Origin of the sequence: Planococcus sp. ANT_H30 (assembly GCF_008369335.1) — a bacterium.
Taxonomy (GTDB): Bacteria; Bacillota; Bacilli; order Bacillales_A; family Planococcaceae; genus Planococcus; species Planococcus kocurii.
Genome location: NZ_VOBJ01000001.1, coordinates 715,632 through 742,032, shown reverse-complemented (window position 1 = coordinate 742,032; position 26,401 = coordinate 715,632). Strand labels below are relative to the sequence as shown.

The window sequence follows — 26,401 nt, the reverse complement described above, 5'->3', positions numbered from 1 at the left end:
AAATTCACTTCTTTCTCAGCAAAAAGCGGCTGGCTCAAAATAGAGAACCGGCCACTTTTTCTTTGGATACTCAGTTTGTTGTGAGCGCTTGTTGATAAATCTTTTCGTATTTCTCAGCAGCCGCAAAATGCGAATACTGCTCGATAATTTTAGTGCGGGCAGCTGTTGCCAGTTTTTCGCCTTCTTGTGGATTCGCCAGTAAATAAATCATCGCGTCCGATAATTGCTCTACATTTTGCTCTTCAACGAGCAGTCCGTCCGTGTTATGATCCACAATTTCTTTTAATCCACCCACCGCACAAGCAATCAAAGGAATACCTGAGCCCATAGCTTCTAAAGCAGAAATCGACGTCGCTTCTTCGACACCCGCGGAATAGATAGAAGGGACAAGCGCGATGTCACTAAGTGCGTAATACTGAATCATGTCTTTGTGATCGACTGCACCGAGCATGGTGACGTTTTTATCGATACCAAGCTCTTTTGCTTTGGCTTTCATCTGTTCCATCATTTCGCCAGTACCGGCAAAAACCAAGCGAGCATTCGGGTATTTTTCGAGTACCGGTGGAAACGACAAGATCGGATAAATGACACCGTTTTTCTTTGTTAACCTGCGAGGGATAAAGAAAATCAGCTCGTCTTGCGCGATGCCGTATTTCGTCCGGAATTCGGCGCGACGTTCGAGTTCGGGTTTGAAATCTTCCACATCGATAAAGTTTTTGATCATCGACGCTTCTACATTCGCTTCGCGCTTTATATATTCCTTGATTCGTGTATCAACCGTAATCACAGCGCGCGTTTTTTTGTACATGCTGTATTCCACATCTAGTAACTTTTGTGCGTGCTTGCTGCCTTCTGCAACAGAACCTTTAGAGATGCCTTCAAACGTTAAGTAACCGTGAGTCGTCGTCACTGTAGGAAGTCCCACGTTGAGCGCAGCACGTGTTGCGAATACATCTTGCGCATTAATCACATCAAATGACTTGTAAGCTTCATCTTTTAAAATCTGTTCCAGAAATTCCTGGCGGCGATTTAAGGTCCAAACGTAACCTGCTCCAAGGGATGCTTTATTCAGTAAGAAAGAAGGGCCACGTGCGATAAAATCACGGCGCCATTTAGGGACGTCTGAAAAAGACAGTGTTTCAACAGTATGTCCTAAATTTTCAAGACCCGTTTTTAATGTCGTCATATGTGTTGAAAGTCCACCTAAATGGGGATAGTCGTAAGTTGTTGCCAATAAAATTTTCATTTGACAGTTCCTTCCTAAAAAGCTTATTTCACAAAATTTTCTTGTAACAATTCGATATTGCGCATCGCTTCAGCGTGAAGCTTGGCCACATTCGGTTCCATAATTTGCTGTGCTTGTGTTTTGTTATCCAATAGGTATAACGCATTGGTTAATAGTTTGGTTTCATCTATCTCACCTAAACGGAAAGAATAGTCCCACATTCCTGAACGTTTCAAGAAACTTTCTACTTTTTTGTCGTAGCTGAATCCAAGATGAGGCACATTTGATAAAGCCGAGAAGATTAACGCATGCAAGCGCAAACCGACAGTTAGTTCGGCATGGCGAATGAAATTCAAAAACTCATTCGGCGTAAAATCAGAACCGAGCAAGTAGGTTTTGTCTGCGTGTTTCATTTTTGCCATGACGTCTTTTGAAGCGGGCACATCGTATTTGCCTTCCATTGGAACAAATACCGGTGTCACGCCGCGCTGTTCGATCAATTGATCGAGTAAGTGAGCTGTTTTCTCAATATAATCCGGATGACTAAACCACGGACGAACCGTAACGGCCACAATTTTTTCGTCGCCGGTCAACGGCAGAGACTGATACGCACGATCTTCTTCGTCTGCTTTAAACGCAAAAACGATATCGGCAGTCACAACTGTTTCGGGACGCGTCACACCAAGCTTTTTCAAATAATCTTTCGAATACTGATCACGTACCGTAATAAAATCTGCGCGGTTCGCAAAGAGCTTCATCAAGATTTTACCCCAAGTTGATGTCACAGGGCCAATCCCTTGTGAAAAGAACATGACTTTTGTGCCGCAAAGTTTCGCCAACATGACAATCAACAAGTAATAAGGAAGTGGACCAAACAAAAATTTCGTCGGGTAGGTGTCTTGCAACAAGCCGCCGCCTCCAGAAATCATCAAATCTGCACTCCGTAACGCTTTTACTTTTTCTTTGTTTTCACGTCTCCATGCGCGGTATACCGATTTGACGCCATATTCTTTTGCCGTCTGGTCTGGGGATAAGGAAAACACAGTAATTTCGGGGTTGGTTAATTCGGCTCTTAAATTATCAATAATCGCTTTTAGGATGGCTTCATCGCCAGTATTGCCCAATCCATAAAAGCCAGATAGTACTATTTTCACACTATTTCCTCCTCAAACTAAAGCTCTCAAGCCTTGTCCTTGCTAAATTCTATCACTTGTTAAACAGCCTATGCAACTACTGTTGAAATCTGCTATACTAATAAAATTGAAAGCTAGCGAATAGAGGGTACTCATGATGAAAGAAAGCTATTTAGGGGTGAATGTTTCACCTCTGTCATATGAAGGTATAATAGAAGATTTAAGACAGCGGATTCTAAATGGAGATCAGTCGACCATCATCGCTGTTAATCCGGAAAAGGTCATTGCCGCTGAGCGGGATCCGCAAGTGAAACAACTGATCAATTCGGCAACTTACCAGATTGCGGACGGCATTGGCATTTTGCTCGCCGCTAAAATAAAAGGCGGCAACATCACTTCACGTGTAACAGGTGTCGATATGATGGCGAAGTTACTAGAATTTGCGACTGCAGAAAAACTTCCCGTGTATTTTTACGGTGCACAAGAAGAAGTGGTCACAAAAGCAATTAGCAGCATTCAAGAAACCAATCCGGGAATCCTTGTCGCGGGATACACCAACGGCTTTGAAAAAGATGAAGATGCACTCGTTGAGCGGATTAACACGAGCGGTGCAAAACTCATTTTTGTTGCACTTGGTAGTCCAAAACAAGAATTGTGGATTCAACGAAACATGGAGCGACTCCAAAACGTCCAAGTATTCCAAGGAGTCGGCGGCAGTTTTGACGTCTTTTCCGGAACCGTTAAACGAGCGCCGTTACTTTTTCGCAAGCTCGGAATTGAATGGCTTTACCGATTAATTTCCAGTCCGTCTCGCATCAAACGACAAATGAATTTGCCCATTTTTTTAATGAAAGTATTACGATCACGCTAAAGGAGCTAATGTAAAAATGAAGAAGTCTATCTGTGTTGTCGGTCTTGGCTATATCGGTTTGCCGACAGCTGTTATGTTTGCCAATCACGGACATCAGGTCCACGGTGTTGATATAAATGAAAAAGCAGTGAAAATGATTGGGAATAAAGAACTTCATATAGAAGAAGATGGATTGCAAGAGCGTTTAGACACAGCAATCGACAACGGTGCTTTTACGGTTGGCACAAAACCTGTAGAGGCAGATGTATTCATTATTGCGGTGCCTTCACCGATCAATCCGGATAAAACAGCGGAACTTGAATACGTGCGTCAAGCAACGGCTTCTGTTGTGCCGTTTTTGAAAAAAGGCAATCTGGTTATTCTTGAATCGACTGTGCCACCTAAAACGGTGGAAAACGTCATGATCCCTGAACTCATTCAATCAGGTCTTAACATGGGAACGGAATTATTTGTTTCTCATTCACCTGAACGTGTGATTCCAGGCAAAGTATTTACTGAATTGGTCTCTAATGACCGGATTATTGGCGGCATTAACGAACAATCTGCTCGCGTGACGTCGGAGTTATACAATTCGTTCGTCGAAGGACGTATGCACGAAACGGATACGACCACTGCTGAACTTGTAAAAGTCATGGAAAACACATACCGAGATGTCAACATTGCATTCGCAAACGAACTAGCCATGATTGCGCAAAACATCGGTGTCAATATTTGGGAAGCGATCCAGTTGGCGAACTACCATCCGCGTGTCAATATTCATACGCCAGGACCAGGTGTGGGCGGACATTGTATCGCTGTCGACCCATGGTTCTTAGTTGAATTAGATCCGCAGAAGTCGAAAATGATCCATTTGGCTCGTCAAACAAATGACGGCATGCCGGCCTACACAGCTCAGCTAACAGCAGACATTTTAAAAGCTAAAGGCATTGTTGATCCGAAAATCGCTATTTTTGGGTTAGCGTTCAAAGGCAATATTGACGACATGCGCGAAAGCCCTTCAGTAGATGTTGTCGAGCAGTTCACGTTGCGCAACTTCAATGTGAAGGCATTCGATCCGCATATTAAAGTTAATAATATTGACCAGCAAACACAACATGCAGAAGAAGCCTTAAAAGACGCGTCTGCACTCGTTATCGTAACGGATCATCAAGTATTTAAAGACTTAGATCCGATGACGTTGACTTCGATGAAAAACAAAATCATTGTCGATACAAAAAACTGCATAAGCCGTGAAAAATGGCAAGCTGCTGGTTTCGATGTGTACGTACTTGGTGATTCGAAGAACTGAAATAAGAAGGGAACTTTGAGGTATGGGTTGGAAGAAATCGCCCCAAGTGGACGCTTTCGGGCCCGCAGGATGCGGGTCATGCAGCTGGCGCGACAGGACGTCGCGGTGTCGGCTGCCGGGGGCTCGCAGGAGTCGCTACCTTCCGCTCTTTCTTCTAGGAGTCATATTAAATAAATAAAAGTTCTAATATTTAACTGCCATTAAGATATGGAGCAAAACAATGGAGACTCCAGCGGGATAGCGAAGTGCCGAAATCCACTCGGGCGTTAAGCCCGAGTTAGTTCGGCGCAAGCCCGCAGGAAAGCGGAATTGTTTTGCGGAATATCGACTATAAAATTAAAAATTTCAACTAAACGAGGAGACAAGCCTATGAAAAAAGTAAGGAAAGCGATTATTCCCGCTGCTGGATTAGGTACGCGTTTTTTACCAGCAACAAAAGCGATGCCGAAAGAAATGCTGCCGATTGTAGACAAACCGACCATTCAATACATTGTGGAAGAAGCAATTGCTTCGGGTATTGAAGACATTATTATCGTGACTGGAAAAGACAAACGGGCAATTGAAGATCATTTTGATTCGGCTCCTTTTCTGGAAGCGCGTCTTGAGGAATCCGAAAAGTTTGAATTGCTGAATGCCGTTCAGTTATCCAGCAAAGTGGATATTCACTATATCCGTCAAAAATCACCTCTGGGTCTTGGTCATGCAGTTTGGACTGCACGGAAATTTATCGGCGATGAACCTTTTGCTGTGTTGCTCGGCGATGATATTATTCAATCAGAAGTTCCAGGACTTCAGCAGTTGATGGCGCAATACAACAAAACGCAGTCTTCGGTCATTGGTGTTATGGAAGTTCCAGAAGAAGAAACCTATCGTTACGGTATTATGGATCCGTCCACAGTAGAGGGGCGGCTATACAAAGCCAATAAATTCGTCGAAAAACCAAGAGCGGGTACGGCTCCCTCCAATTTAGCCATTATTGGGCGTTACGTCTTCACTCCAGAAATTTTTGGGTTTTTAGATAAGATGAAAGTCGGTGCGAATGGAGAAATCCAATTAACCGATGCCATTGAACAATTAAACGCAGTGCAAGATGTTTACGGATACGCGTTCGAAGGAAAGCGTTATGACGTAGGAGAAAAACGTGGGTTTGTTGAAACAACACTGGAATTTGCTTTGGCACGTCCAGAACTTCGTGAAGATTTACTGAATTTCATGAAACTGAAACTAGAAGAATACAAGTAAAGTTCGAAAGGAAGGCCTATCTTTGAAAATTTTGCTCGTATCAAACATGTACCCTTCAGAAGAATTTCCGAGCTTCGGCGTTTTTGTAAAAAACACCGAAGCCATTTTAACGGATGAAGGATTTACTGTAGACAAAGCGGTTGTAACAAAGTCTATTAAAAAATCACAAAAAATAGCGGCTTATCTTGGCCATTATGCCAACGTTCTTCGGAAAGGGCTAACAGGTAACTACGATGCGATTTATGTGCATTATGCAGCTCACAATGCTTTTCCGCTTTTACTATTGAAAAAACTAAAGCCATCTGTCAAAATTATGACAAATGTTCATGGCAGTGACGTGGTTCCGGAAGTAGCCTCTCAAGAAAAATTCCAACCTTATGTTAAAAAGCTATTGCAGCAATCTACGATGATTATTACGCCATCACATTATTACAAAGAGCTTGTTCACGAGAAATATGCAGTGACGACACCGATTGAAATTTTTCCGTCAGGTGGCGTAAACTCAGCAGTCTTTTATCCGAATCCCAGTGCACGACAACGCCAGCTAGAACAATTAGCATTAGATTCGACAATGCGTTATTTTGGTTACGTTGGACGGATGGATGTCGGCAAAGGCTGGGACCATTTACTAAAAGGGTTTTCTGCTTTTCTTGAGCAGAATCCAGCTGAAAAAAGCAAAACACGGTTAATCATGGTTGGTTCAGGCAAAGACGACGATGCATTTTTTCAAATGAGATCAGATCTCGGCTTAGACGACATAGTGGTGCATTTTCCGTTGATGAAACACCAAGATTTAGCGGCCATTTATAACATCATTGAACTTTTCATATTCCCGACGACGAGAAAAGGGGAGAGTCTCGGATTGGTTGGTCTCGAAGCAATGGCTTGTGGCACACCGATTCTAGCAAGCCGAATTGGTGGCATACTGGACTATGTCCAAGATGGTGCCAACAGCTGGTTATTTACTGCTGGTGAGTGGGAAGATTTGGTTAAACAGTTGGAGCTGTATAACCAATTAACAATGGAAGAAAAGCAACAAATCGCTAAAGCTGCCTATGAAACAGCGCAAAATTATGATCAGCGAAAGATTCAATCGAAACTTTCTGCGATATTTCATAAATTAGAGCTAACTAAATGAAAGAGGATTTAACTATGGACTCTAAAAAAATTCTACTATTTTTTATCGCATTTATTGCCGTACAACCGATCATCGATATTTTAACGACGGCTTCTATTTTTATGGTAGATACAAGTCTAACTGTAGGAGTACTTCTTCGAACGGCATATATGGCGTTAGCGATCGTATTTCTTTTGTGGATGGCAAGGACCAGCAAAAACAGCCGTCTTTTTACTGGGTATTTAATCGGTTTAGCGTTGCTAATTGGTATTAACATCGTCAGTAATCTTCAACTTAAAGACCCTTATTATTTGTTCCAGGAACTTAAGTTTTTCAACAAAGCTATTTATTTCCACATCGTCTTATTTGGGTTGTTAGTTGTTTACCGTCAGCTGAAAGACAAACAATACGACATTGCTAGTCAAACGACCAAGTATTTATGGGTTGCTGGACTATTCATTGGTGTTATTTTTATCGTTGCCCAATTGACGGGTACGAGTTTGTCTAATTATTCGCATACGAAAACGGGATTTACAGGTTGGTTTTATGCCGGTAATGAAATAGGTGCCATCATGGCAATTATTTTGCCTATCATGGCTTTGTATGCAATTGAGAAAACCGATGCCTGGAAAAAATCTTGGTCGTGGATCCCTTTTATCCTGTTAGCTGTTGGCATGCTCGCGTTAGGAACGAAAGTGGGCTATGGCGGCATTATTATTGTCTTATTATCAGTTGTGATCGGTAGTTTAATCATGCTCGCTATGAAAAAACGCACGGCGACCATTAAAATTAATTTGCTCATTGCGACGTTCTTAACCGTTGTCTTAATTGCGGTGACGCCGGTCACGCCGGTGTTCGGCAACATGTTTGCTCACATCACTTCTCTCGGCATCAATTTCGGAGAACCAGTTGACCGTCCTGGAGATGAAGTGTTAGTAGAAGGTGACGAAGGATTTGAAAAACAACAAGAAGAGGAAGAAGATACCGGAATAACAAGTGCACAAGTACAGAATTTAGTGTTTAGTTCGCGTGAAACCTATGCACAATTTATGAAGGAAGATTTTCAAAATTCGCCGATGATGCAGCAATTATTCGGTTTAGGCTTTGCAGGGAATTATGAAACGCCAGCCCCTGGCAAGTCGCCGACGATGATCGAAATGGACTTTCATGACTGGTTTTATTCGTTTGGTTGGGTGACCTTCATTTACATGATGATTCCGTTCGTTTGGTTTACCGGTAAATTCCTGCTTCACTTTTTGTTCAATATCAAAACCCATTTTACCTATTTTTATATTTTGTACGGCGTTGCCTTTCTTCTTGGCATCGGCATTGCGTACACTGCGGGACATGTATTAACGGCACCTGCTGTTTCAATTTATGTCGCAGCAATTTTGGCCATGTTAGTAGTGAATGAAGATTTGCTCGAATCAAAATAACCAATCGTAAGTTTTGCCCCGAAAGGTAGCGTTGTAATGACGCGGTCTTTCGGGGCTTTTTTTATGGAGCGCAATTGCAAGTTTAAAAACAAGGCTAAACAAGGGATAGGAGAGGTCCTTACTAGGAGAGGGTACAAAGACTAGTTGAATTTGAAGAAACTTTTTATTGAAACTAGTTAAGAAAAGAGGTGGTAAGTAAAAAGTCTTTGTTTTATTCGACAGAAATAGGAGTTAAAAGTTTTAAAATATTATTTTGATAAATATTTGTTTTTTTGATGAGGTTTAAAAAGATGGATTCCAATAAAAAATCATTTTTATTGGAATTGTATGATAAATGGGTTGATTCTCTAGGTACTAATTGCCATTTTAAGGTTTCAATATTTAGAGAATCGTATTAAATGTAATTCTTTTGTATTATTTTTGTAAGTATTAGTAAATTTTTTGATATATTATTACATTAGTGGTTGATTAAACTTAATTCTTTGGTAAACTAAGTAAGAGTTTAGTTATCTGTACAAAAACTTTCATCTGATCCACAAGAGGTAGGACCTTTGCTTCGTTCATAAGACGTTGTTAATCTACAAATAGTGGAAATGTGATGGTAAAACGGATAATTGAATTGAGTTATATGACTCAATATAGTTATAGCACCACAAACCCAAGGAGGAATTACATTAATGGCTTACCAACCAAAAAATTACAAGAAATTCGTAGCAACTGCAGCAACGGCTACTTTAGTAGCAACGGCAATCGCTCCAGCAGCATTCGCAGACCAAGCTTCAACTTCAGCTTTCACTGATGTGGGAGATCGTTATACAGACGCAGTTGATTACGTAGTATCTGGCGGAATTGCAATCGGTATTACTCCGACTCAATTCGGTGTTAGCGCTTCAATCACTCGTGGCGATGCAGCGATCATGATCGCTACTGCAGCAGGTTTGATGAACGAAAAAGCTCCAGCTTCAGGTTTCTCTGACGTTCCTAAACGTGGTGCGGTTGCAGTCAACTCTCTTAAAGAAGCAGGAATCATCAACGGCGTTTCAGCTACAAAATTCGGCTGGGATCAAACAATCACTCGTGGACAAGCAGCATTCATGCTTGCACAAGCTTATGACCTAAAAGACGGCGACGTTTCTAAATTAAACTTTACTGACGTTGGTTCAAAACACCGTTTCGCAACTGAAGTTGCATCATTAGTTGAAAACAAAATCACTGATGGCGAAACTGCAACTAAGTTCGGAATCGAATCATCAATCAAACGTGGAGATTTCGCAATCTTCCTTCATAGATTACATGAGTTAACTAAAGCTCCTATGGCACCTACAGTATCATCTGTTACTGGTCTTAACACTAACCAGGTTCAAGTTAACTTCAACACAACTTTGAACGCTGATGATAAAGTTGCTAAAGATGCAACTGAAGTTGCAAACTATAAATTAGGTTCAGCAACTCCAACTAAAGCAGAATTGTCAACTGACAAGCGTTCAGTAGTCTTAACTTTTGCATCATCAGTTGAAGGCAAAGATCAAGTTCTTGTAGTTGAGCCAACTGCTACAAACGTAAAAGACACAGACGGTAAATGGGTAAACACTGAGAAATTTAGCGGCGTATTCACTTATACGGATACTGTTAAACCAGTTATCACTAGCACTGTTTACGAAAACGGTAAAATTACTTTGACTTTCTCTGAAGACCTTGGAACAGCTCCAACAGTAATCCGTGTAAACGGTGAGCCAGTTACAGGTGCGACTACTGGAAACAAAGTTGTAATCACTAAATCGTTAAACGCTAGTCAAACAGCTTCTCTATATGTAGCAGGAGCTACTGACAACGCAGCAGTTAAAAACGAAATGGTTATCTATAACGGTTCAGTAACTGCTCCATCAGCAGATATGGAAAAACCACGCGTAACAAGTGTACAAGTAGTTGATCAAAAAACTGCTAAAGTTACTTTAAGCGAAGATATTGTTGAAGACAACGTATCTGTTAAATTGCAACAAGGTGGAACACAAACTACAGCTACTTTAGTTCGTGATACTACTGACACAACTGGCAAAACGTATTTGTTAAATGTAGGGGAATTATTCCCAGCAGGTTCTACAGCAACTTCACAAACTTTCACTTTGTACGCTGAAGCTGGAGTTATGACAGATCTTGCTGCAAACAAAAACGAATTTTACAGTACTTCAGTAACTTTCGCTAAAGACTTGACTGCACCAACACTTTCTTCTACACGTGTTTCTGCTGAAAACGAAAAATTAGAATTCACTTTCAACGAGAAACTTGTTGTTGCAGGTTCTGATAGCCAAATCACTATCCGCAACTCACAAGGTGTAAACTTCACAGCTGTTGATGCAGAATCTATGCTGAAAACTGATGACGCTTCTACTTACTTAGTAGATTTCAAATCAACTACAGCAGCTTTAGATGCTGGCACTTACACAGTAACATTCCCAGCTGGATTCTTCACAGATGTACAAGGGAACAAATCAGCAGCAGTTTCATCAACAATCACTGTACCTGGAACTCCAGCAGCAGTTGATAACGTGAAACCAACTGCTTCAGTAGTTACTACAGGCACTAACGAATTCACTGTTTCTTACAGCGAAGAAGTTGCTGCTAACGGAATCAGCCTTTCAAGCTACCGTCTAGACGGACAAGCTTTACCTGCTGGAACGGACATCTACTTCACTGGTACTGACAAAATGACAGCAGTAATCAAATTGCCTGCTGGATCTGTAAACATCGGTAACCAAACAGCTGGTACTCCAGCAGTATTAACAGTATTGAACACTACTGACAAAGCAGGAAACGTAATTGTTACTGCTAACTCTGAAGTAACAATCAAAGACAACACACCTGCAAAAATCACTTCAGTACAAACTGCTGGTGACATTGTAGCAGTAACATTTAACGAAGCAATCTCAATCCCTGCTAATGTTGATGCTAATGATGTATTCGATGTTAAAATGGGCAACACAGTACTAGATGCTAACGACCTTACATTAGTTGTCGGTAACGACAACCAAGTAAGATTCAAACTTGCTACAGCTCCAACTGGCACAGTAAGTGCTACAGTTAAAGCTGGACAAAATGAATTGGTTGACAGAAACGGCGTTCTTGTAAAATAATAGAATGTTAGTTGAGCGCTTTGTGCTCATAATAAAAAAAGTGATACCAGGCTAGTGCCTGGTATCACTTTTTTGCTATTTGGTGCCTGGCACGCACGCAATTCACACACAATTCAATAAATGGTAAGATACGTATAAAAAGAGTGCAAGAAAGGTGAAAATCACATGAGGTTTCCTCAAAAATGTAACGCTGCCGTTATCTTTACGGGACTGCTGTCAATACTCTTGTTTTTTTCGACCATAACTACGTCGGCTAGTGCCGCTGCGCCATTAAAAGATGTGGCTACAACGCATTGGGCTTATCACGACATTCAGTCGCTGCTCGGAAAAAACGTCTTGACTGGCTATTCGAATGGAACGTTCAAACCAGAACAAGACGTGACGCGTGCACAAGCGGCGAAAATTATTGCACTGGCTGCGGGTATTGAGCCGCTCAATCCGAAAACAGCGAGTTATCCTGATGTGGCGACGGGTCACTGGGCGTTTGGTTATATTGAAGCATTGAAAAAAGAAGGGGTTATTCATGGCAAAGGCAATGGGCTGTATGCTCCGGATGACAAGTTAACGCGTGGACAAATGGCCAAGATTTTGACAGAAGGTTTTGATCTTGTTGGTCATTCCACGAATTTCTTTGCCGATGTGACCACAAAAGATTGGGTGTTTACGTATGTCTTAGCACTGCGTGATAACGGCATTACGGTTGGGTATTCGGAAGACAATACCTACCGGCCAAATGGCATCGTCACACGTGCGCAAATGGCTGCGTTTGCCAATCGCGCGATGGAATGGAAAGCTCTTCAACAACCAGCACTTCCGAGTAAAGTTATTGGATTTGGAGACAGCAATACGTCAGGTTCTTATTTACCGAAAGAATTTCCCGACTACCCGAATCACAATTGGCCGGCTTTAGCAGGAATCACCAATGCCGGTGTCAGTGGCAATACGACAGCAAGTGCCTTGAAAAGATTCAAACAAGACGTGTTGGATCAACAGCCATCTACGGTCGTCATGATGTTCGGCTTGAACGACGCATTAATGCGTGCAGATACGAAACAACCACAAGTCAGTAAGGAGCAATTCGAAAAAAACATCTCGCAACTGACAACGCAAATGGTGGCAAAAGGCATAACGGTTGTGTTGATGACCAATTTGCCCGTCAATGAACGTGTGTATTACCAGTCTCAAGCAGCGCAAACCCCAGGTATTGAAAAACTCTATGCCAGTAAGGGTGGCCTTCATGCGTGGCAAGACAGCTACAATGATATTATTCGCAAAGTCGCTCAACAACAAGGTGTTGAACTCATCGATAATTATGCCAACGCGGTGCAAAAAGCAGGAGGCGCAACAGACACTGATCTTGCAAACAGCGGATTAGTCGATCCACTTCTCGGATTTCATTGGACGCCGCGCGGGCATATGATGGTGGCGCATTCCGTAAATGTGCGGGTGCCAGGCACCCACACAACTCTCGCGCAATTCAACAACAAAACCCCCACAAGCCGGTAATTCGGCGTGTGGGGGTTTTAACTGCGGTTTTAGGGTTATTTACCAAACAGTTTTTCGAGTGAGTATTGATCTCCGAACAGCAGGTCGTATTGAATCATTTCGTATTGCTGTTTGGTGGTCTCCACTTTATCGGGAGTCACTTTATAAAGTTCGCCATCTCCGTCTATTTTCACTTCGTTGGTGTAGCCGGGCATTTCCGCTTGGAAGTTTTCCAGTACTGCGTGATACAAAGGCTGCTCAATTCCAGCTAGGTCAAAGACGGTTGGTGCTAGGAAAGAGGGGCTGATTGTACCAAGGTCTGGAACTTCAGTGCCGTAGTTATTCCAAATAGCCAGCGGTGTGGATCTCATTTTCTTTTGATCTTCTAGGCTCCAATTGACGTCGCCTGCTCCGCGAGGGACATATCCAGCTTGCTTGAATAATTTGTAGTCATTGCCGATCGCAGGTAAATGGTCTCCGAAAAAGACGACAATGGTTGGTTCGTCAGACGTTTCGTAATAATCGATCAAGCTCTTAAATGCAGCATCAGCGTCTGCGACTCCTTGTGTGTACGACCGCAACAATAAATTGAAAACGGGATCCACTCCAGGAGGTGTCTGCGTTTCGACAGTGAAATCTGGGTATTTATCCACGTTGTAACTCGTGTGGTTTTGCATCGTAATTGCATAGATAAATGACGGATCTTCATTCGCTTCTGTTTGTTCGATGATGGTATCGGTCACTTGCTGGTCAGAAACGTAAGGTCCTCGGTAGACAGGATCGGTAAACCCGTCAATATCAATGAATTCATCAAAACCGATATGTTTATACACTTCTTCCCGGTTCCAAAACCATTTCGGGTAAGGATGAATGGCCGTCGTCTCATACCCGAGACTTGCTAAATAGTTAGGCATCGCTGGAATTTCACTTTTAATGTATTGCTGGTACGGAACGGAACCAGGCGGTAGGAACATATTGGTAAAACCCGTCAGCGCTTCGAACTCGACGTTACTCGTGCCGCCGCCAAAAGCAGGAGCCAAAATATGGCCATCTTGCTGTGCTCTGACGTTTGGCATAGGGTCTTCATTAAACGACAACCCTTCAATCGACGTCGGGTCCCAGAAAGATTCGCTCATGATAAAGATAATGTTCGGATCTTGTTTGGCAGTTGAATTGGATTGTGGTTCGACTTTAGTCAAGTTGTCAACAATATCCATCAGGTTCTTTTCGTTGTAGCCACTTGGTGGCAGCACGATGGCACTTTGCATATTCAACATAAACGTCAACAAAAAGCCATTGGTTTTGTAATTGCGTTCTTGATCAAATGTCAGGTTGTTAATGTCGACATCTTTTAACGTGGACTCTACTTCAGGAATGGACCGATAGAAAACGAAAATGCTCAAGTACGCGGCACCTAAACCAATAAACAGCATACGAACCCATGGGTTTAAGCGAATCCAGCGCTTTGGCTTTTTGATAAACAGAAACACCGAAATGGCGACAATGACCGCCACGATAAGTCCGAAAACAAGAATAACTTGTGTCAAGTTGATCGTTTCATATAAATTTGGCAATAAATTCAATACATTATTATAAAGCAACAAATCCCAAGGGTATAAAAATTCCCCTAAAAAACTGAATTTATAATAGCTGAAAACAGCCAGAGTCACCACTAACGCATTGGTGACGACAAAACTAACAAAATAACGATTAAAGATTCCTAAAAACACGATGAACAAGCTAAAAACAATCATGTAATTAAAGAAAAAGGCTTCTTTGTGATCACTGCGCCACACAGCGCGTTCAGCGTAACTACCGTTCAAATAGGTTTCAATTCCATTCACCAACAAAAAGAAATAAAACATGGTGGCTAACATCACCAAAACCGGCTTGTAGCTCCATTTGACTTTCATGTAAATCACCTCAAAAAAAATTTTCGACTTTGCTGCTCCTGCTGCAATCGGAATATCGACTACCCTCAAGTATAAAGGAAGTACAAGAGGCAAGCAAATTGCGCGAGAGTTGTGTGGGTGCCTGGCACCCATACAATATACCCAAAATTTTAAGAAAAAACGGTCAACAAGATAGCTTTGGAACCATGGACTTTTGATGTGTAAAATGGAAAAATGAAGGTGAATTAATTAATTGATAATTTAGATAATTTTATCTTGAAAGGGAGGAATCAAGATGAGGAAAACGAGTTTTTGGTTAATGGTGTTCATCTTATTGATCAGTAGTGTCACAGGGTTCAGTAGTCCGGTCGCATCAAAAGCGCCAAATCCCGAAGTGAAGCTGTCGAAAACCTTAGTAAAGCCGCAGTCACCAAAAGAAAAAGTGCGAATCATCATTGAATTACAAGAACAGCCGACGATTGAAATCGCAACGACAAAGGGTGTTCTTTACAAAGAGTTGCCGGAAAGTCAGAAACAACGCATTGAAGCGGCTGCCGCTAAAAAACAAAAAACGGCACAAACAGCTATTACGAAAGTGGCACCCAAAATCGATTATCTTCAAACGTTTACAGCGGTCTTTAACGGTTTCTCAGCAGAAGTTATTGCGGGACAAGTAGCCGAAATCGCGGAGTTGCCAAGTGTTAAAGCTGTATATGAAGCGACGGAGTATAAACGTCCTGCAGTCCAGCCGACGATGAAATACGCCAAAGAACTGGTTCAAGCGCAACAAGCCTGGCGTGATTATGGCTTTAAAGGAGAAGGCATGATTGTCGGAGTAATCGATACAGGCATTGACTCGGGACATCGCGACATGAAACTGAGCGATAACAAGACGGCTACCTTAACAAAAGGCCAAGTCGATGCGTTTGTCTCGGATCACGCAATTGAAGAAGGTGCATTTTTCACAGAAAAAGTGCCGTTTGGTTACAATTATATGGACGCTAACACCGAAATTCGTGACGTGGCACCGGGTGCTTCGATGCACGGCATGCACGTAGCCGGAACGATTGGTGCAAATGGCGATGAAAAAAAGGGCGGCATTAAAGGTGTTGCTCCGGAAGCGCAATTGTTGGCGCTGAAAGTGTTCGGTAACGACGCTTTATACCCAACAACTTTCGGTGATATTTACATTAAAGCGATGGACGACGCCATTAAACTTGGTGCAGACGTTATCAACATGTCGCTCGGCGCCACCGCTGGATTTGTCGATACGTCGAGTCCCGAACAGCAAGCAGTAGAACGCGCGACAAATAATGGGATTTTAGTAGCGATTTCTGCCGGCAACGAAGACATGCTGGGGTCTGGTTTTCAAGCACCTTTTGCCAAAAACCAAGACTACGGTTTGATTGGTACACCGGGAACTTCGGTGGATTCGTTCGGGGTAGCATCATTTGAAAATACAGTGATTACAACGGAGAGTTTTGTCTACAGCGTAGACGGCAAAGTGTCGGCTCGTGCGCTATACTTGCCGGCAAACGAAGTCGACCCGCAAAAACTACCAGATGCTTCTTATCAAGTGGTTGAAGTTGGACTCGGTATGCCTGAGGATTTTGTAGGCAAAGACTTGACCGATAAATTCGTGTTGATTGCACGCGGCACCATTCCATTTGCGGAAAAAGCTTTTGCAGCGCAGTCTGCTGGAGCAGCAGGGGTTATTATTTACAACAACACGACAGGACCCGTTAATATGGAATGGGATCCGTCTATTACCATTCCGTTTTTGTCGACACTTCAAAAAGATGGATTGGCCATGAAAGCAGCATTACAAGCTGGAAAAGCGGTCACCATTGCGTTTGACGGAAAAGAGCTTGAGACGCCGAATCCAAATGCCGGTAAAATGAGTGATTTTACGTCTTGGGGACCAACACCCAACTTGGATTTTAAGCCAGAAATCACTGCACCTGGAGGTAATATTTTCTCGACGCTAAATGACAACGACTACGGGTTGATGAGTGGTACATCGATGGCGGCACCACACGTAGCAGGAGGAACGGCATTGATTTTTCAGCGCATTGAAGAGCTTGGCTTAGCAGGCAGAGACCGCGTTGAGTTCGCCAAAAACTTGCTGATGAATACGGCCAATCCAGTTGAACTGGTAGCGGGTCAATTCGTGTCACCAAGACGTCAAGGCGCAGGACTGATGCAGTTGCACGACGCCTTATCGACCGACGTAATCGTCACGGACGGAGCGACTGGTGACGCCAAAGTCGCGTTAAAAGAACTGACAAAAAATCAACTCACCATCAAGTTGCAAGCTAAAAATTTCTCGGACACGGCAGCAACTTACGCAGTCACAGTTAACGTTCAAACCGATGCAATTGCAAAACACAAAAAGCGCAAGATCAACACAACCGATCCCAATCGAGCAGGATCAAAAGTGGTAACAGATCTCGTCAACATTACCGCACCCGACCTTGTGACGGTGCCAGCAAATGGCACGACGGAAATTCAAGTGACGATCGATGCGTCAACTTTAGTAGGACGTCCCGAATTTAAAGCGTTCACTAACGGTTTTTTCATTGACGGGTTTATTACATTAACCGATGCGAGCGAAGAAGTGACCGGCAACACGCCACTGACTGTGCCGTATTTTGGCTTTAATGGCAAATGGGACGCAGCGTCGATTTTTGATGACGTCGCATGGAGTCCAGAAACGTTTTACGCTTCGACGTTTTTAACGGACGACTTTGGTTTGATCGTCAACGGCGGCAGTCACCAACAAGGTTTTGTTCCTGAGCGTTTTGCTTTTTCACCAAATGGCGACGGGAGCCGGGAGTCGATTATTCCCGTATTTTCGCTGTTGCGTAACGCCAAAGCGTTGGAAGTAAACGTGCTGGACGCGGATGGCAAGAAACTCCGGACCTTGCAGACAGGAAAAAACCTAGTGAAAAACTTCACGGAAAGTTTTTCTTATTATTATGATTTTTTCAACGAATGGAACGGCGAAGTGCTCGGCAAGCCAGTTAAAGACGGCCAGTATCAACTGCAAATGCGTGCGGTTATTGATTATCCAGGTGCTAAATGGCAGTCACGAGTCATGCCGATTTTAGTGGATACCGTCGCACCTAAAGCAACTGCTACGCTGGATAGGAAAACGGGCACGGTGAAAGTCACCAGCTTTACCGATAACAAAGAAGGCGGAGGACCTGACCGCTGGGAAGTGTTCCATAACGGTGTAGAACTAACGCAAGCTCCGGACAGCTTTGAAGACCAGTCGTTATCACCGAGCGTCAAGAGTTACAAATTGCCCGTGGTCATCAAAAAAGGCGACAAGCTAAACGCAGTATTCCACGACACCGCCGGCAATAAAATCACGGTGCCACTAACCGGTGTTGTTGCAGATACACAACAACCAGCAGTGTCCATCATCTCGCCGGGGCTTTTCGAAGTGCTAAGTACGAAGAGAGTCGGCGTATTCGGTGTCGTAGAAGACCAGTCACGTATCGTCTCAGTAACCGTTAACGGTGAAAAAGCCGAACGCTTTGACGGAATTTTTTTCCAACACACCTTAACACTCAAAGACGGGCGTAACGACATCTTCGCTAAAGCCGTCGACGAAGCTGGCAACGAACTCGAAGTACGCAGCCAAGTGTTAATCGATACACAGCCGGCGCTACTGAAATTTTTGGATCTGCCAGAAACTGTGGGTGCAGAAGCGGATTCTGCAGAAGTAAGGTTTAATGTCTCAGACAACATGAACGCCATCCAAGTGTATGTAATCGACAGCGAAGTTTTTCGCCAAGACATGACCGAGCCCTACGGCGAAGTCGGCTTTGATGAAGACATCACCATCACGGTTCCAGTTGCTGCTCTAGGTGATAACAAATTCACCTTGAAAGTCATCGACGCAGCAGGACATGTCACAGAAGAAAGCTTCACGATCAAGAAACAGTGAGTGAATAATAGAGTGTTTGATTGTTTGGGTGCCAGGCACCCAAACAATTCAAACACAATTCAAAAAAATATTTTGAAAGAGAATTTGCAGGTTATCGAGTGGTTTCACAGTGAAAAATTAGTTTTGAGTCAGTATGCGTACATAAATCCAAGTTATTGTCTTTTTAGAACAATTGACGAACCTCAATCTTATTTCTACTATAGTTATAATCAGTAGTTGAAAAGGAAGGAGCGTGAAACGATGGGGAGAAGTCGACGTATTTGGACTCCGCATGCATACGAACATGTTGTGATGAGAGGCAACAACAGGCAAGCGATTTTTCAAGAGAAATCAGATATCGACGCTTTTTTTAGAGTCTTAACGTATGCACACGAAAAGTACCCGTTTACCATGTTGGCCTATTGCTTAATGACCAACCATTACCACTTATTGATCCGCTCACCCGAAGTCCCGTTAAGCAAGCTAATGGCGCTCATCAACAAACGCTACAGCGATTATCACAAGAAAAAATACAACTACAGCGGCTATTTTTACGAAAGCCGTTATTATTCGGGCAAAGCCATAACCCACAAAAGCATCCTCGCAGTTAGCCGATACGTCCACAGAAACCCCATAGATACCAGTACCCCCATGGTAGCCACAATGAAAGACTATCCACACAGCTCGTACCGATTATACGCAGATGCGCTACAAGCTCCCTATCAATTCCTCGATTTAAGTTATTTGCCAACCATTCTGCCAAGGCCATATTCCAAATGTTTAACGGGTTATTTGATGTACTGCGAAGAACGGGATCTTCCGGAGAGGAGAGATGGGGAATAGAATTGTACGAGAATTGAGCGGGTGCCAGGCACCAAATAAGAAAATTATTTCATTATTTGCATAAATTTAATAAAGCGTTTACAATTTTGCGCTATACTTGATAAGTAACTCATTCTATTCAAAGGAAGTGGAGCTTTTGTCGAGAAACACATGGACGAAGATTTTTTTGAGTTTACTACTGGTTTTGTCTGCAGTACTGCCTTACACAGCAGCAACTGCAACTGCTGCAGAACCGATTACGGTAGCTGAAGCCATTGCGAATAATTCCGGTTCGGCTACGGTGAAAGGATTTATCGTCGGGACAGTCATTAGCAAGACTAGCTACGACCAAGAAGCGCCTTTTACAGCTGTTTCAAATCTAGGTCTTGCTGATTCACCAAATGAAACCGATCCGACGAAAATTCTTCCAGTTCAGTTGCCATCAAGTTCCGCAATTCGTGCAGGCTTAAACTTGGTGGACAATCCGACTAAGTTTAAAGCAGAAGTGACCATTACAGGTTCATTGGAAACTTACTTTACAACAGCAGGTCTAAAGTCTCCAACGGCTTTCACGATTCTGTCTGAAGGTGAAGTACCACCTGAGGCAACTGTCGTCGATACGTTGGCACAAGCGCGCACGATGTCGGGCAAACTGGTCCAAGTTGACGCCACGGTGACAACGGGCATAGGATTTTGGGGCGCGACTGCCTTTTATGTACAAGACGATACAGCTGGCATGTACGTTTATGCTTCAAACGCCACCGTTGCACCGGGAGACAAGGTGCGGTTGACGGGAACGGTCGCGGAGTATAACGGCGAGCTTCAGCTGCAGCCGAATACAATAGAAGTTCTTTCTACAGGCAACGACTTGCCGTCCGTTCAAACCGTTACACCGACCGCTATCAATGAACAGACACAAGGCGAGCGTATTGAATTAGAAAATGTGACCATCACAAACTTGAAATCCGTTAACGATTTTGGAACGTTTGAGTTTTCGGCAACAGCTGAAAACGGTGAAACGGTCACCATTCGTAACGATAACCGCAACGGACTAAACTTCGAACAATTTACGAAGCAATACAAAGAAGGCGATTTAATCCATGTCAGCGGAATCGCTTCAAAGTTCAACGCTTCTTATCAGGTGAAAACACTCGGCTTCGAGAGCTTTGACCTTGTGAATAAGCCAGCTGTCTACGTAGATGTGTTTCCAGGTGTCGTTTCGGAAGGCACTGAAATCACGTTAGCTTCAGGCTGGAAAAACGCCGCTATTTACTATACGCTTGACGGTTCCACACCAACTGCCGCAAGCACCAAATACACAGCGCCAATCGTTTTGACAAAAGACGTAACGATCAAAGCCATCGCCATTACGGACGAAACGTCTGAGATTTTTACTTTTACTTACACCGTTTTGAAAACAGGGGACTTGAAAATCCGTGATATTCAAGGCGCGAATCATTACTCAGATTACCAAGGTGTCGTTGTCAATGAAATCGTCGGTGTCGTGACACACGTCTACAACTCGGCAAACTTCGTCATTCAAGACATCAATCCAGATGATGATGTGACAACTTCTGAAGCGTTGATGGTCAATAAAGCATCAAGTGGTTTTCAAATTGGTGACCTGGTTACCGTCACCGGAACTGTAGAAGAGCATTTCCAAGAAGGCTATTCAGATGCAAAAGATAACGATTTACCAATCACGCGTATTCGTGCGACTGACGCAACCAAAACAGCGACAGCCGCACTTCCTGAACCCATCATCATTGGAAAAGACGTTCAACCGCCATCTGAGATTATCGATAACGATGGCTTAACATCGTTTGATCCGACAGAAGACGGCGTTGATTTCTGGGAATCCCTTGAACTTATGCGCTTAGCTGTACCAAACGCACAGGTTGTAGGACCACAAAACTACGGCGAAGTGGTCGTCGTTGCTGAAAACTCACCAGGCACAGAATTCCATAAACAAGGTGGAATTTTGCTTTCAGAAAATGACTATAACCCAGAACGCATTACCGTTGATTTCAACAATGAAAGCTACGTAGCCAAAGCAGGCGATTTATTTAATGGTGATATCGTTGGCGTAATGGGCTTTGGTTTTGGAAATTACAAGCTATGGACACAGGAAAGTGACCTGCCACAATTAGTAGATGGAGGCACACAGCCCGAACAAACGTGGATTCGTACGTATAAAGACGAACTAACTGTAGCCGCTTATAATGTAGAAAATTTTTCTGCAGATCCGAGTCATACGTCTGATGCCAAAGCACAGCGCATTGCAGAGTCGTTCGTTAACGACTTAAACTCACCAGACATCATCGTTATGGTAGAAGTACAAGACAATGACGGTCCGGTTGCATCAGGAAACAGTGACGCAACGTTAAGCTATGAACGGTTGATTCAAGACATCAAAACAGCAGGCGGTCCAACGTATGCCTGGACTGACATCGCACCTGAATACAACAAAGACGGTGGCCAACCAGGTGGCAACATCCGTGTCGGGTATCTGTATAATCCTGAACGCGTAACCTTGTCAGAAGGAACAAAAGGAACAGCAACTCAAGACAACTCGTGGGTAGACGGCGAACTGGCTTTGAATCCAGGACGCGTTCAACCAATCGCAATGCCAAACACCCGTAAACCAATTGCTGCACAATTTGACTTCCAAGGTGAGCAAGTCGTCGTTATTGGCGCTCACTTAAACTCAAAAGGTGGAGACCAGCCACTATTCGGCAAAAACCAGCCGCCTGTTCTTGGCTCTGTTGCAGAGCGCATTGAACTGGCAACAGCGATTAACGGCTTTATCGCGGATGGACTTAAACAAAATCCAGACTTGAACGTGATCGTTGCAGGAGACATGAATGATTTCGAATTTACGCCTGCGCTAGCCGCATTAAAAGGCGATATTTTAACGAATAAAGTCGAAGATGTGCCGGTAGAAGATCGCTTTTCGTATTATTACCAAGGAAATTCACAAGTACTCGATCACTTGCTTGTGACGAACAACTTGGCACAACGTACAGAACTGGATATGGTCCACATTAACGCGATGTTCATGGAACAACATGGCCGCGCATCAGATCATGATCCGCTACTAGCACAAATTGCCTTCGAAAAACCATCAGTTCCGGGCGAACAACAAGCAAATCCTGACTTTTCAGGTGACCAGGCTGTCGTTACAGCGGGCGAGCCGAATAAAGATGGAGAACTTGCCATTACATTTACTGAAAGAAATCTAGTTGAATTGCTTAACAGCGGCAAAGACTTACGAGTCGACATGCCAACAGCAGATGTCAGCTTTTCAGCTGAAAACATTCAGCAAATTGCCTCAGCTGCAGGATCTGCATTTGTATTAGAGCTAGTAGTGGCAGACGCAAAAGAAGTCGACAAACGCCCAACTCTTACGAAACAAATCGACTTGTCGGTAACGGATGCAGCAGGAAAAGACCTTGCTTTGACATTCACTTCACCGGTGACACTGGCATTTGACACAACGAAAGACGTGAAAATCCAGTTTGGTGCGCGTGAAGATCGTAAAGGCAAGTGGAAAATCATGCAAGGCACATTAAAAGGGTCAACGTTTACTCTTCATGTGAACGAGTTAGGAAACTACACAGTCGTTACAAATAAAGGCCAAATAAAGAAAAAATAATACCCAAACAAGCATCCCCGTTTGAATCGTGCCTAAAAAGCGCGGTTTAACGGGATGCTTTTTCTTTGTGCGCACAAGACCTTTTATCAGCGAGTTGATATAATGAACACAAAAAGAAGCGAGTGAACACGATGAATCAACTCTCGAGCTATAAAAAAATACGGCCAGTTCTTTTGTTTTTTGTTGTTGTCATGAGTGCCTGTCAAGCACCAAAAGAGGACACGCGACCAGTTCCAGAAGAAACTGAAATGGTAGAGCAAAGCCAAGCAACGATGATCGCCCATGCTAAAACGCATGTCTACACACTGTATACCGATCTTGAACAAGGTTCGGGTTTTTTGATTAACAACAAAGGGGACATCTTGACCAATGCCCACGTCGTTTTAGATGCATCCTACATCACCGTCAAAAATAGCGACGGTCAAGAGTTTAATGGCAACGTGATCGGTATATCAGAAACGGAGGATCTTGCCATTGTTCGTGTCGCTGAACTGGCGGGGAAAGAGCCGTTAGCGATTAAAATGGAGCCCGTTGAAGTCGGTACGCCAGTCGTCGCAATCGGCAGTCCAAACGACCAAAGCAACACCGCAACAACCGGTGAAATCACAGCAACCGATCTCGATTTTTCGGATCAATACCAATACACAGACCTTTACGAAATGACCGCAGAAATCGCCCAAGGATCGAGTGGTGGGCCGCTCATCGCAGCAGATACAGGAGAAATTCTTGGCATCAACTCGATTATTCTCGAAGAAAAACCAGGATCTGGCTACAGCATTCCGCTCTATACAGTCTGGGATCAACTAAGCGAATGGATCGAAAACCCACTGGTTACCGAAGAACAGGAAATCGTCTTGCAAGATGTTAAAGATGCTTATTTTGCTGAAGATTTGCTGGAAAGTTTTATATCCGCCTACTACGAATTACTGCCTTATTCATTAAACGACGCTAACTCGGCTTATTACTTGTCCTACGTGTTGCCAGGCAGTCAAGCGGAACAGGAAGCAACCCGTTTGATTGGAGAGTATAGCGGACAAAATCGCATATACGATACGGTTCAACCGACAATCACGCGTATTGAGATTAACGAAGAAAGCGCAGTAGTTACTGCTGAAGCAGAGTTTACTTACCACGAAGAAACTGGCGACAAATCAACAACTGTGTCACACGCAGGTGTTTATACGGTGGTGATTGATGAGTACGGAGATTATCAAATTACGGATATTGTGAATAACTGACGAGCAGGCTCTTGAAGGGGTCTGTTTTTTCATAGGTTCTATACACCGCTTCGGTCGCTTTGGGCATGGCTCTCGCACTAAGCCGAGAAAAGCACTCGTCTTAGTGCTTCGCCTAGCCCGTGGCGCGCCTCAGCTAGGGAGTGGTGGATGCATAAGTGCACCTATTTTTATGTGGAGTAGATGGGTGTAAGGTTCTGGAGTCGCTTGGCCGCGGTGGTGCACGCGCCTTCGCTGAGTAAGGTTGCATTGAACTGGGATAATACGTTTTCTTAGGTTCTATACACCGCTTCGAACGCTTGGGCATGGCTCTCACACTAAGCCGAGAAAAGCACTCGTCTTAGTGCTTCGCCTAGCCCGCGACGCGCCTCAGCTAGGGAGTGGTGGATGCATAAGTGCACCTATTTTTATGTGGAGTCGCCGGCGCTTTTAGGGTGATGATTGCCTGGGGCTAGACACAAATGTTCTGCAATTTGTGTCTAGCCCGTTGTCGTCCCTGGGTCGGACTCAAATGTTCCTTAATTTGTGGCCGACCCAGGGACGTGCTCCCAAGCCAAGGTTCTGCACAACACTTTCAAAAAAAAGTGTTTGTAGTTTTTTGGGGGGTCTCTTAGTCGCCTTCGGACGCTTGGGGTAGAGCAAAGACGATTGCTCCTGCGCAAGCTCGTCGCACTAAGCCGAGAAGAGCACTCGTCTTAGCGCTTCGCCTAGCCCGTGACGCGCCTCAGCTAGGGAGTGGTGGATGTATAAGTGCACCTATTTTTATGTGGAGTAGAGGGTGTGAAGTTCTGGAGTCGCTCGGCCGCGGTGGTGCATGCGCCATCGCTAGAGGTGAAGGAAGAGTTGACGAGGTTTACCCGGGTGGTTGCTATCTGTACATGGAAATTTCACATCTTCATCTGATTGTTTTGCTATTCTAAATGAACTGGTTACTTCTATACACAAAATTCACTCGTTATTTCAATTTTATAGCTTAGGAAGAAACCGAGAACAGAGCGGTAGATAGTATTACCGGCAAGGCTGTAGCTTTAGCTATCTCCAACTAAATTTCCACATAAAAAAAGAGGACCGGCAAAGGCCTGCTGTCAGCAGACGTTCGGGTCACTCTTCTGAGTATCTGATTTGATTAGAAACGTTTGAAGCTGTGGAATTTTTTGCCCCAGTAAGGATCGTTCATGCTTTTCACTTCTGATTTTGCTCCGCCTGCATGGACGAACTTGTTGTTACCGATGTAAATCCCAACATGTGAGATTCCAGCGCGGTACGTGTTCGCAAAGAAAACCAAATCGCCTGGCTGTGGGCTGCTGACTTTGTAAGTCTCAGCATATTGTGAAAGCGTTGTGCGTGACACGCTTTTGCCTGCTTGTTTAAATGCGTATTGGATAAATGCGCTGCAGTCGAATCCAGCAGTAGTTGTGCCGCCAAATTTGTAAGGAATGCCTTGAAGTTCTAGCGCTTCTGATACCACTGATGAAGAAGAAGATGTTTTCGCTGAAGCTTTTTTCACTGTAGTTGAAGTAAGCAACGTGCTTAGTACCCAACCAGATTTGCCGTTGACTTTTACTTTGTACCAAGTCGATTTGCCGACTTTCTTTTGGTGAGTAGCCGTTGCGATTGAGCCTTTTTTAGCCATCGTCACAACTTTGTATTTGGTTCCTGCATCAGCACGAACGTTTGAGTTGTATTTCATTTTAAATGTACCTGATTTTGCAGTTGCTTTGCTGGCAGCAACTTGCTCTATGGATAAATCCGTAGTTACCTGAGATGAAGCGTCGTTTTGGATAGGCTGAGTTGCCTGTGCGTCTGTGGCTGAGTTAGCAAATAGCAATGATCCTGCTGTAAGTAGCGTAAAGAAAAGTTTTTTCATTGTTGTTGGTTCCTCCAAGTTTTTATTATTCACATTCATGAATTAATAATATTTTGCTCTGTCATTTA

Annotated in this window: 15 protein-coding genes; 11 read left to right on the top strand and 4 right to left on the bottom strand. The window is 43.6% G+C overall.

The window, feature by feature from the left end:
* Positions 1-70 precede the first annotated feature (70 nt).
* On the bottom strand, positions 71-1,246 hold the full coding sequence (locus tag FQ085_RS03470; RefSeq protein ID WP_058384501.1) for a glycosyltransferase family 4 protein: 1,176 nt from the start codon (positions 1,244-1,246) through the stop codon (positions 71-73).
* A gap of 23 nt (positions 1,247-1,269) precedes the next feature.
* Positions 1,270-2,379, bottom strand: coding sequence for a polysaccharide pyruvyl transferase CsaB (gene csaB / locus FQ085_RS03465; RefSeq protein ID WP_149455954.1), 1,110 nt, complete (start codon positions 2,377-2,379; stop codon positions 1,270-1,272).
* Positions 2,380-2,512: 133 nt separating this feature from the next.
* Between csaB and FQ085_RS03460 the strand changes: the two genes are divergently transcribed.
* The 7 genes from FQ085_RS03460 (at position 2,513) to FQ085_RS03430 (ending at position 12,949) form a co-directional block, all read left to right on the top strand.
* The gene (locus tag FQ085_RS03460; RefSeq protein WP_149455953.1) at positions 2,513-3,229 is read left to right on the top strand and encodes a WecB/TagA/CpsF family glycosyltransferase; all 717 of its coding nucleotides are present in this window, start codon (positions 2,513-2,515) and stop codon (positions 3,227-3,229) included.
* A gap of 16 nt (positions 3,230-3,245) precedes the next feature.
* The gene (locus FQ085_RS03455; RefSeq protein ID WP_058384504.1) at positions 3,246-4,517 is read left to right on the top strand and encodes a nucleotide sugar dehydrogenase; all 1,272 of its coding nucleotides are present in this window, start codon (positions 3,246-3,248) and stop codon (positions 4,515-4,517) included.
* A 369-nt stretch (positions 4,518-4,886) separates the two neighbouring features.
* Entirely contained in the window at positions 4,887-5,759 is an 873-nt protein-coding gene (galU, locus tag FQ085_RS03450) for a UTP--glucose-1-phosphate uridylyltransferase GalU (protein ID WP_149455952.1), read from the top strand.
* Between the two features lie 22 nt (positions 5,760-5,781).
* Positions 5,782-6,897, top strand: coding sequence for a glycosyltransferase family 4 protein (locus tag FQ085_RS03445; RefSeq protein WP_149455951.1), 1,116 nt, complete (start codon positions 5,782-5,784; stop codon positions 6,895-6,897).
* 14 nt (positions 6,898-6,911) lie between these two features.
* Positions 6,912-8,312, top strand: coding sequence for an O-antigen ligase family protein (locus tag FQ085_RS03440; RefSeq protein ID WP_149455950.1), 1,401 nt, complete (start codon positions 6,912-6,914; stop codon positions 8,310-8,312).
* A 677-nt stretch (positions 8,313-8,989) separates the two neighbouring features.
* On the top strand, positions 8,990-11,443 hold the full coding sequence (locus tag FQ085_RS03435) for an S-layer homology domain-containing protein (RefSeq protein ID WP_149455949.1): 2,454 nt from the start codon (positions 8,990-8,992) through the stop codon (positions 11,441-11,443).
* Between the two features lie 165 nt (positions 11,444-11,608).
* A complete protein-coding gene (locus FQ085_RS03430; RefSeq protein WP_149455948.1) occupies positions 11,609-12,949 on the top strand; it encodes an S-layer homology domain-containing protein in 1,341 nt (446 codons plus the stop codon).
* A 35-nt stretch (positions 12,950-12,984) separates the two neighbouring features.
* Here FQ085_RS03430 and FQ085_RS03425 read toward each other — a convergent pair whose 3' ends face one another.
* Positions 12,985-14,841, bottom strand: coding sequence for an LTA synthase family protein (locus FQ085_RS03425; protein ID WP_188074706.1), 1,857 nt, complete (start codon positions 14,839-14,841; stop codon positions 12,985-12,987).
* A gap of 274 nt (positions 14,842-15,115) precedes the next feature.
* Between FQ085_RS03425 and FQ085_RS03420 the strand changes: the two genes are divergently transcribed.
* From FQ085_RS03420 to FQ085_RS03405, 4 genes are all read left to right on the top strand, one after another.
* A complete protein-coding gene (locus FQ085_RS03420) occupies positions 15,116-18,775 on the top strand; it encodes a S8 family serine peptidase (protein ID WP_149455946.1) in 3,660 nt (1,219 codons plus the stop codon).
* A gap of 240 nt (positions 18,776-19,015) precedes the next feature.
* Entirely contained in the window at positions 19,016-19,597 is a 582-nt protein-coding gene (locus tag FQ085_RS03415) for a transposase (RefSeq protein WP_149455945.1), read from the top strand.
* Positions 19,598-19,733: 136 nt separating this feature from the next.
* Positions 19,734-23,231: a DUF6359 domain-containing protein gene (locus tag FQ085_RS03410; RefSeq protein ID WP_149455944.1), complete on the top strand. Its 3,498-nt coding sequence runs from the start codon at positions 19,734-19,736 to the stop codon at positions 23,229-23,231.
* A gap of 131 nt (positions 23,232-23,362) precedes the next feature.
* Positions 23,363-24,469, top strand: a complete 1,107-nt coding sequence (locus FQ085_RS03405; protein WP_262499746.1) for a S1C family serine protease — start codon at positions 23,363-23,365, stop codon at positions 24,467-24,469.
* Between the two features lie 1,123 nt (positions 24,470-25,592).
* Here the strand turns inward: FQ085_RS03405 and FQ085_RS03400 are convergent.
* Positions 25,593-26,333: a C40 family peptidase gene (locus FQ085_RS03400; protein WP_149455943.1), complete on the bottom strand. Its 741-nt coding sequence runs from the start codon at positions 26,331-26,333 to the stop codon at positions 25,593-25,595.
* Positions 26,334-26,401: the final 68 nt, after the last annotated feature.

Excerpts from the sequence above, each read along its gene's own strand:
- FQ085_RS03400 (WP_149455943.1), bottom strand. The coding sequence starts at position 26,333 with ATGAAAAAACTTTTCTTTACGCTACTTACAGCAGGATCATTGCTATTT.
- FQ085_RS03470 (WP_058384501.1), bottom strand. The coding sequence starts at position 1,246 with ATGAAAATTTTATTGGCAACAACTTACGACTATCCCCATTTAGGTGGA.
- FQ085_RS03420 (WP_149455946.1), top strand. The coding sequence starts at position 15,116 with ATGAGGAAAACGAGTTTTTGGTTAATGGTGTTCATCTTATTGATCAGT.
- FQ085_RS03425 (WP_188074706.1), bottom strand. The coding sequence starts at position 14,841 with ATGAAAGTCAAATGGAGCTACAAGCCGGTTTTGGTGATGTTAGCCACC.
- FQ085_RS03415 (WP_149455945.1), top strand. The coding sequence starts at position 19,016 with ATGGGGAGAAGTCGACGTATTTGGACTCCGCATGCATACGAACATGTT.
- FQ085_RS03440 (WP_149455950.1), top strand. The coding sequence starts at position 6,912 with ATGGACTCTAAAAAAATTCTACTATTTTTTATCGCATTTATTGCCGTA.
- FQ085_RS03460 (WP_149455953.1), top strand. The coding sequence starts at position 2,513 with ATGATGAAAGAAAGCTATTTAGGGGTGAATGTTTCACCTCTGTCATAT.
- FQ085_RS03435 (WP_149455949.1), top strand. The coding sequence starts at position 8,990 with ATGGCTTACCAACCAAAAAATTACAAGAAATTCGTAGCAACTGCAGCA.
- FQ085_RS03430 (WP_149455948.1), top strand. The coding sequence starts at position 11,609 with ATGAGGTTTCCTCAAAAATGTAACGCTGCCGTTATCTTTACGGGACTG.
- FQ085_RS03455 (WP_058384504.1), top strand. The coding sequence starts at position 3,246 with ATGAAGAAGTCTATCTGTGTTGTCGGTCTTGGCTATATCGGTTTGCCG.
- galU (WP_149455952.1), top strand. The coding sequence starts at position 4,887 with ATGAAAAAAGTAAGGAAAGCGATTATTCCCGCTGCTGGATTAGGTACG.
- FQ085_RS03405 (WP_262499746.1), top strand. The coding sequence starts at position 23,363 with ATGAATCAACTCTCGAGCTATAAAAAAATACGGCCAGTTCTTTTGTTT.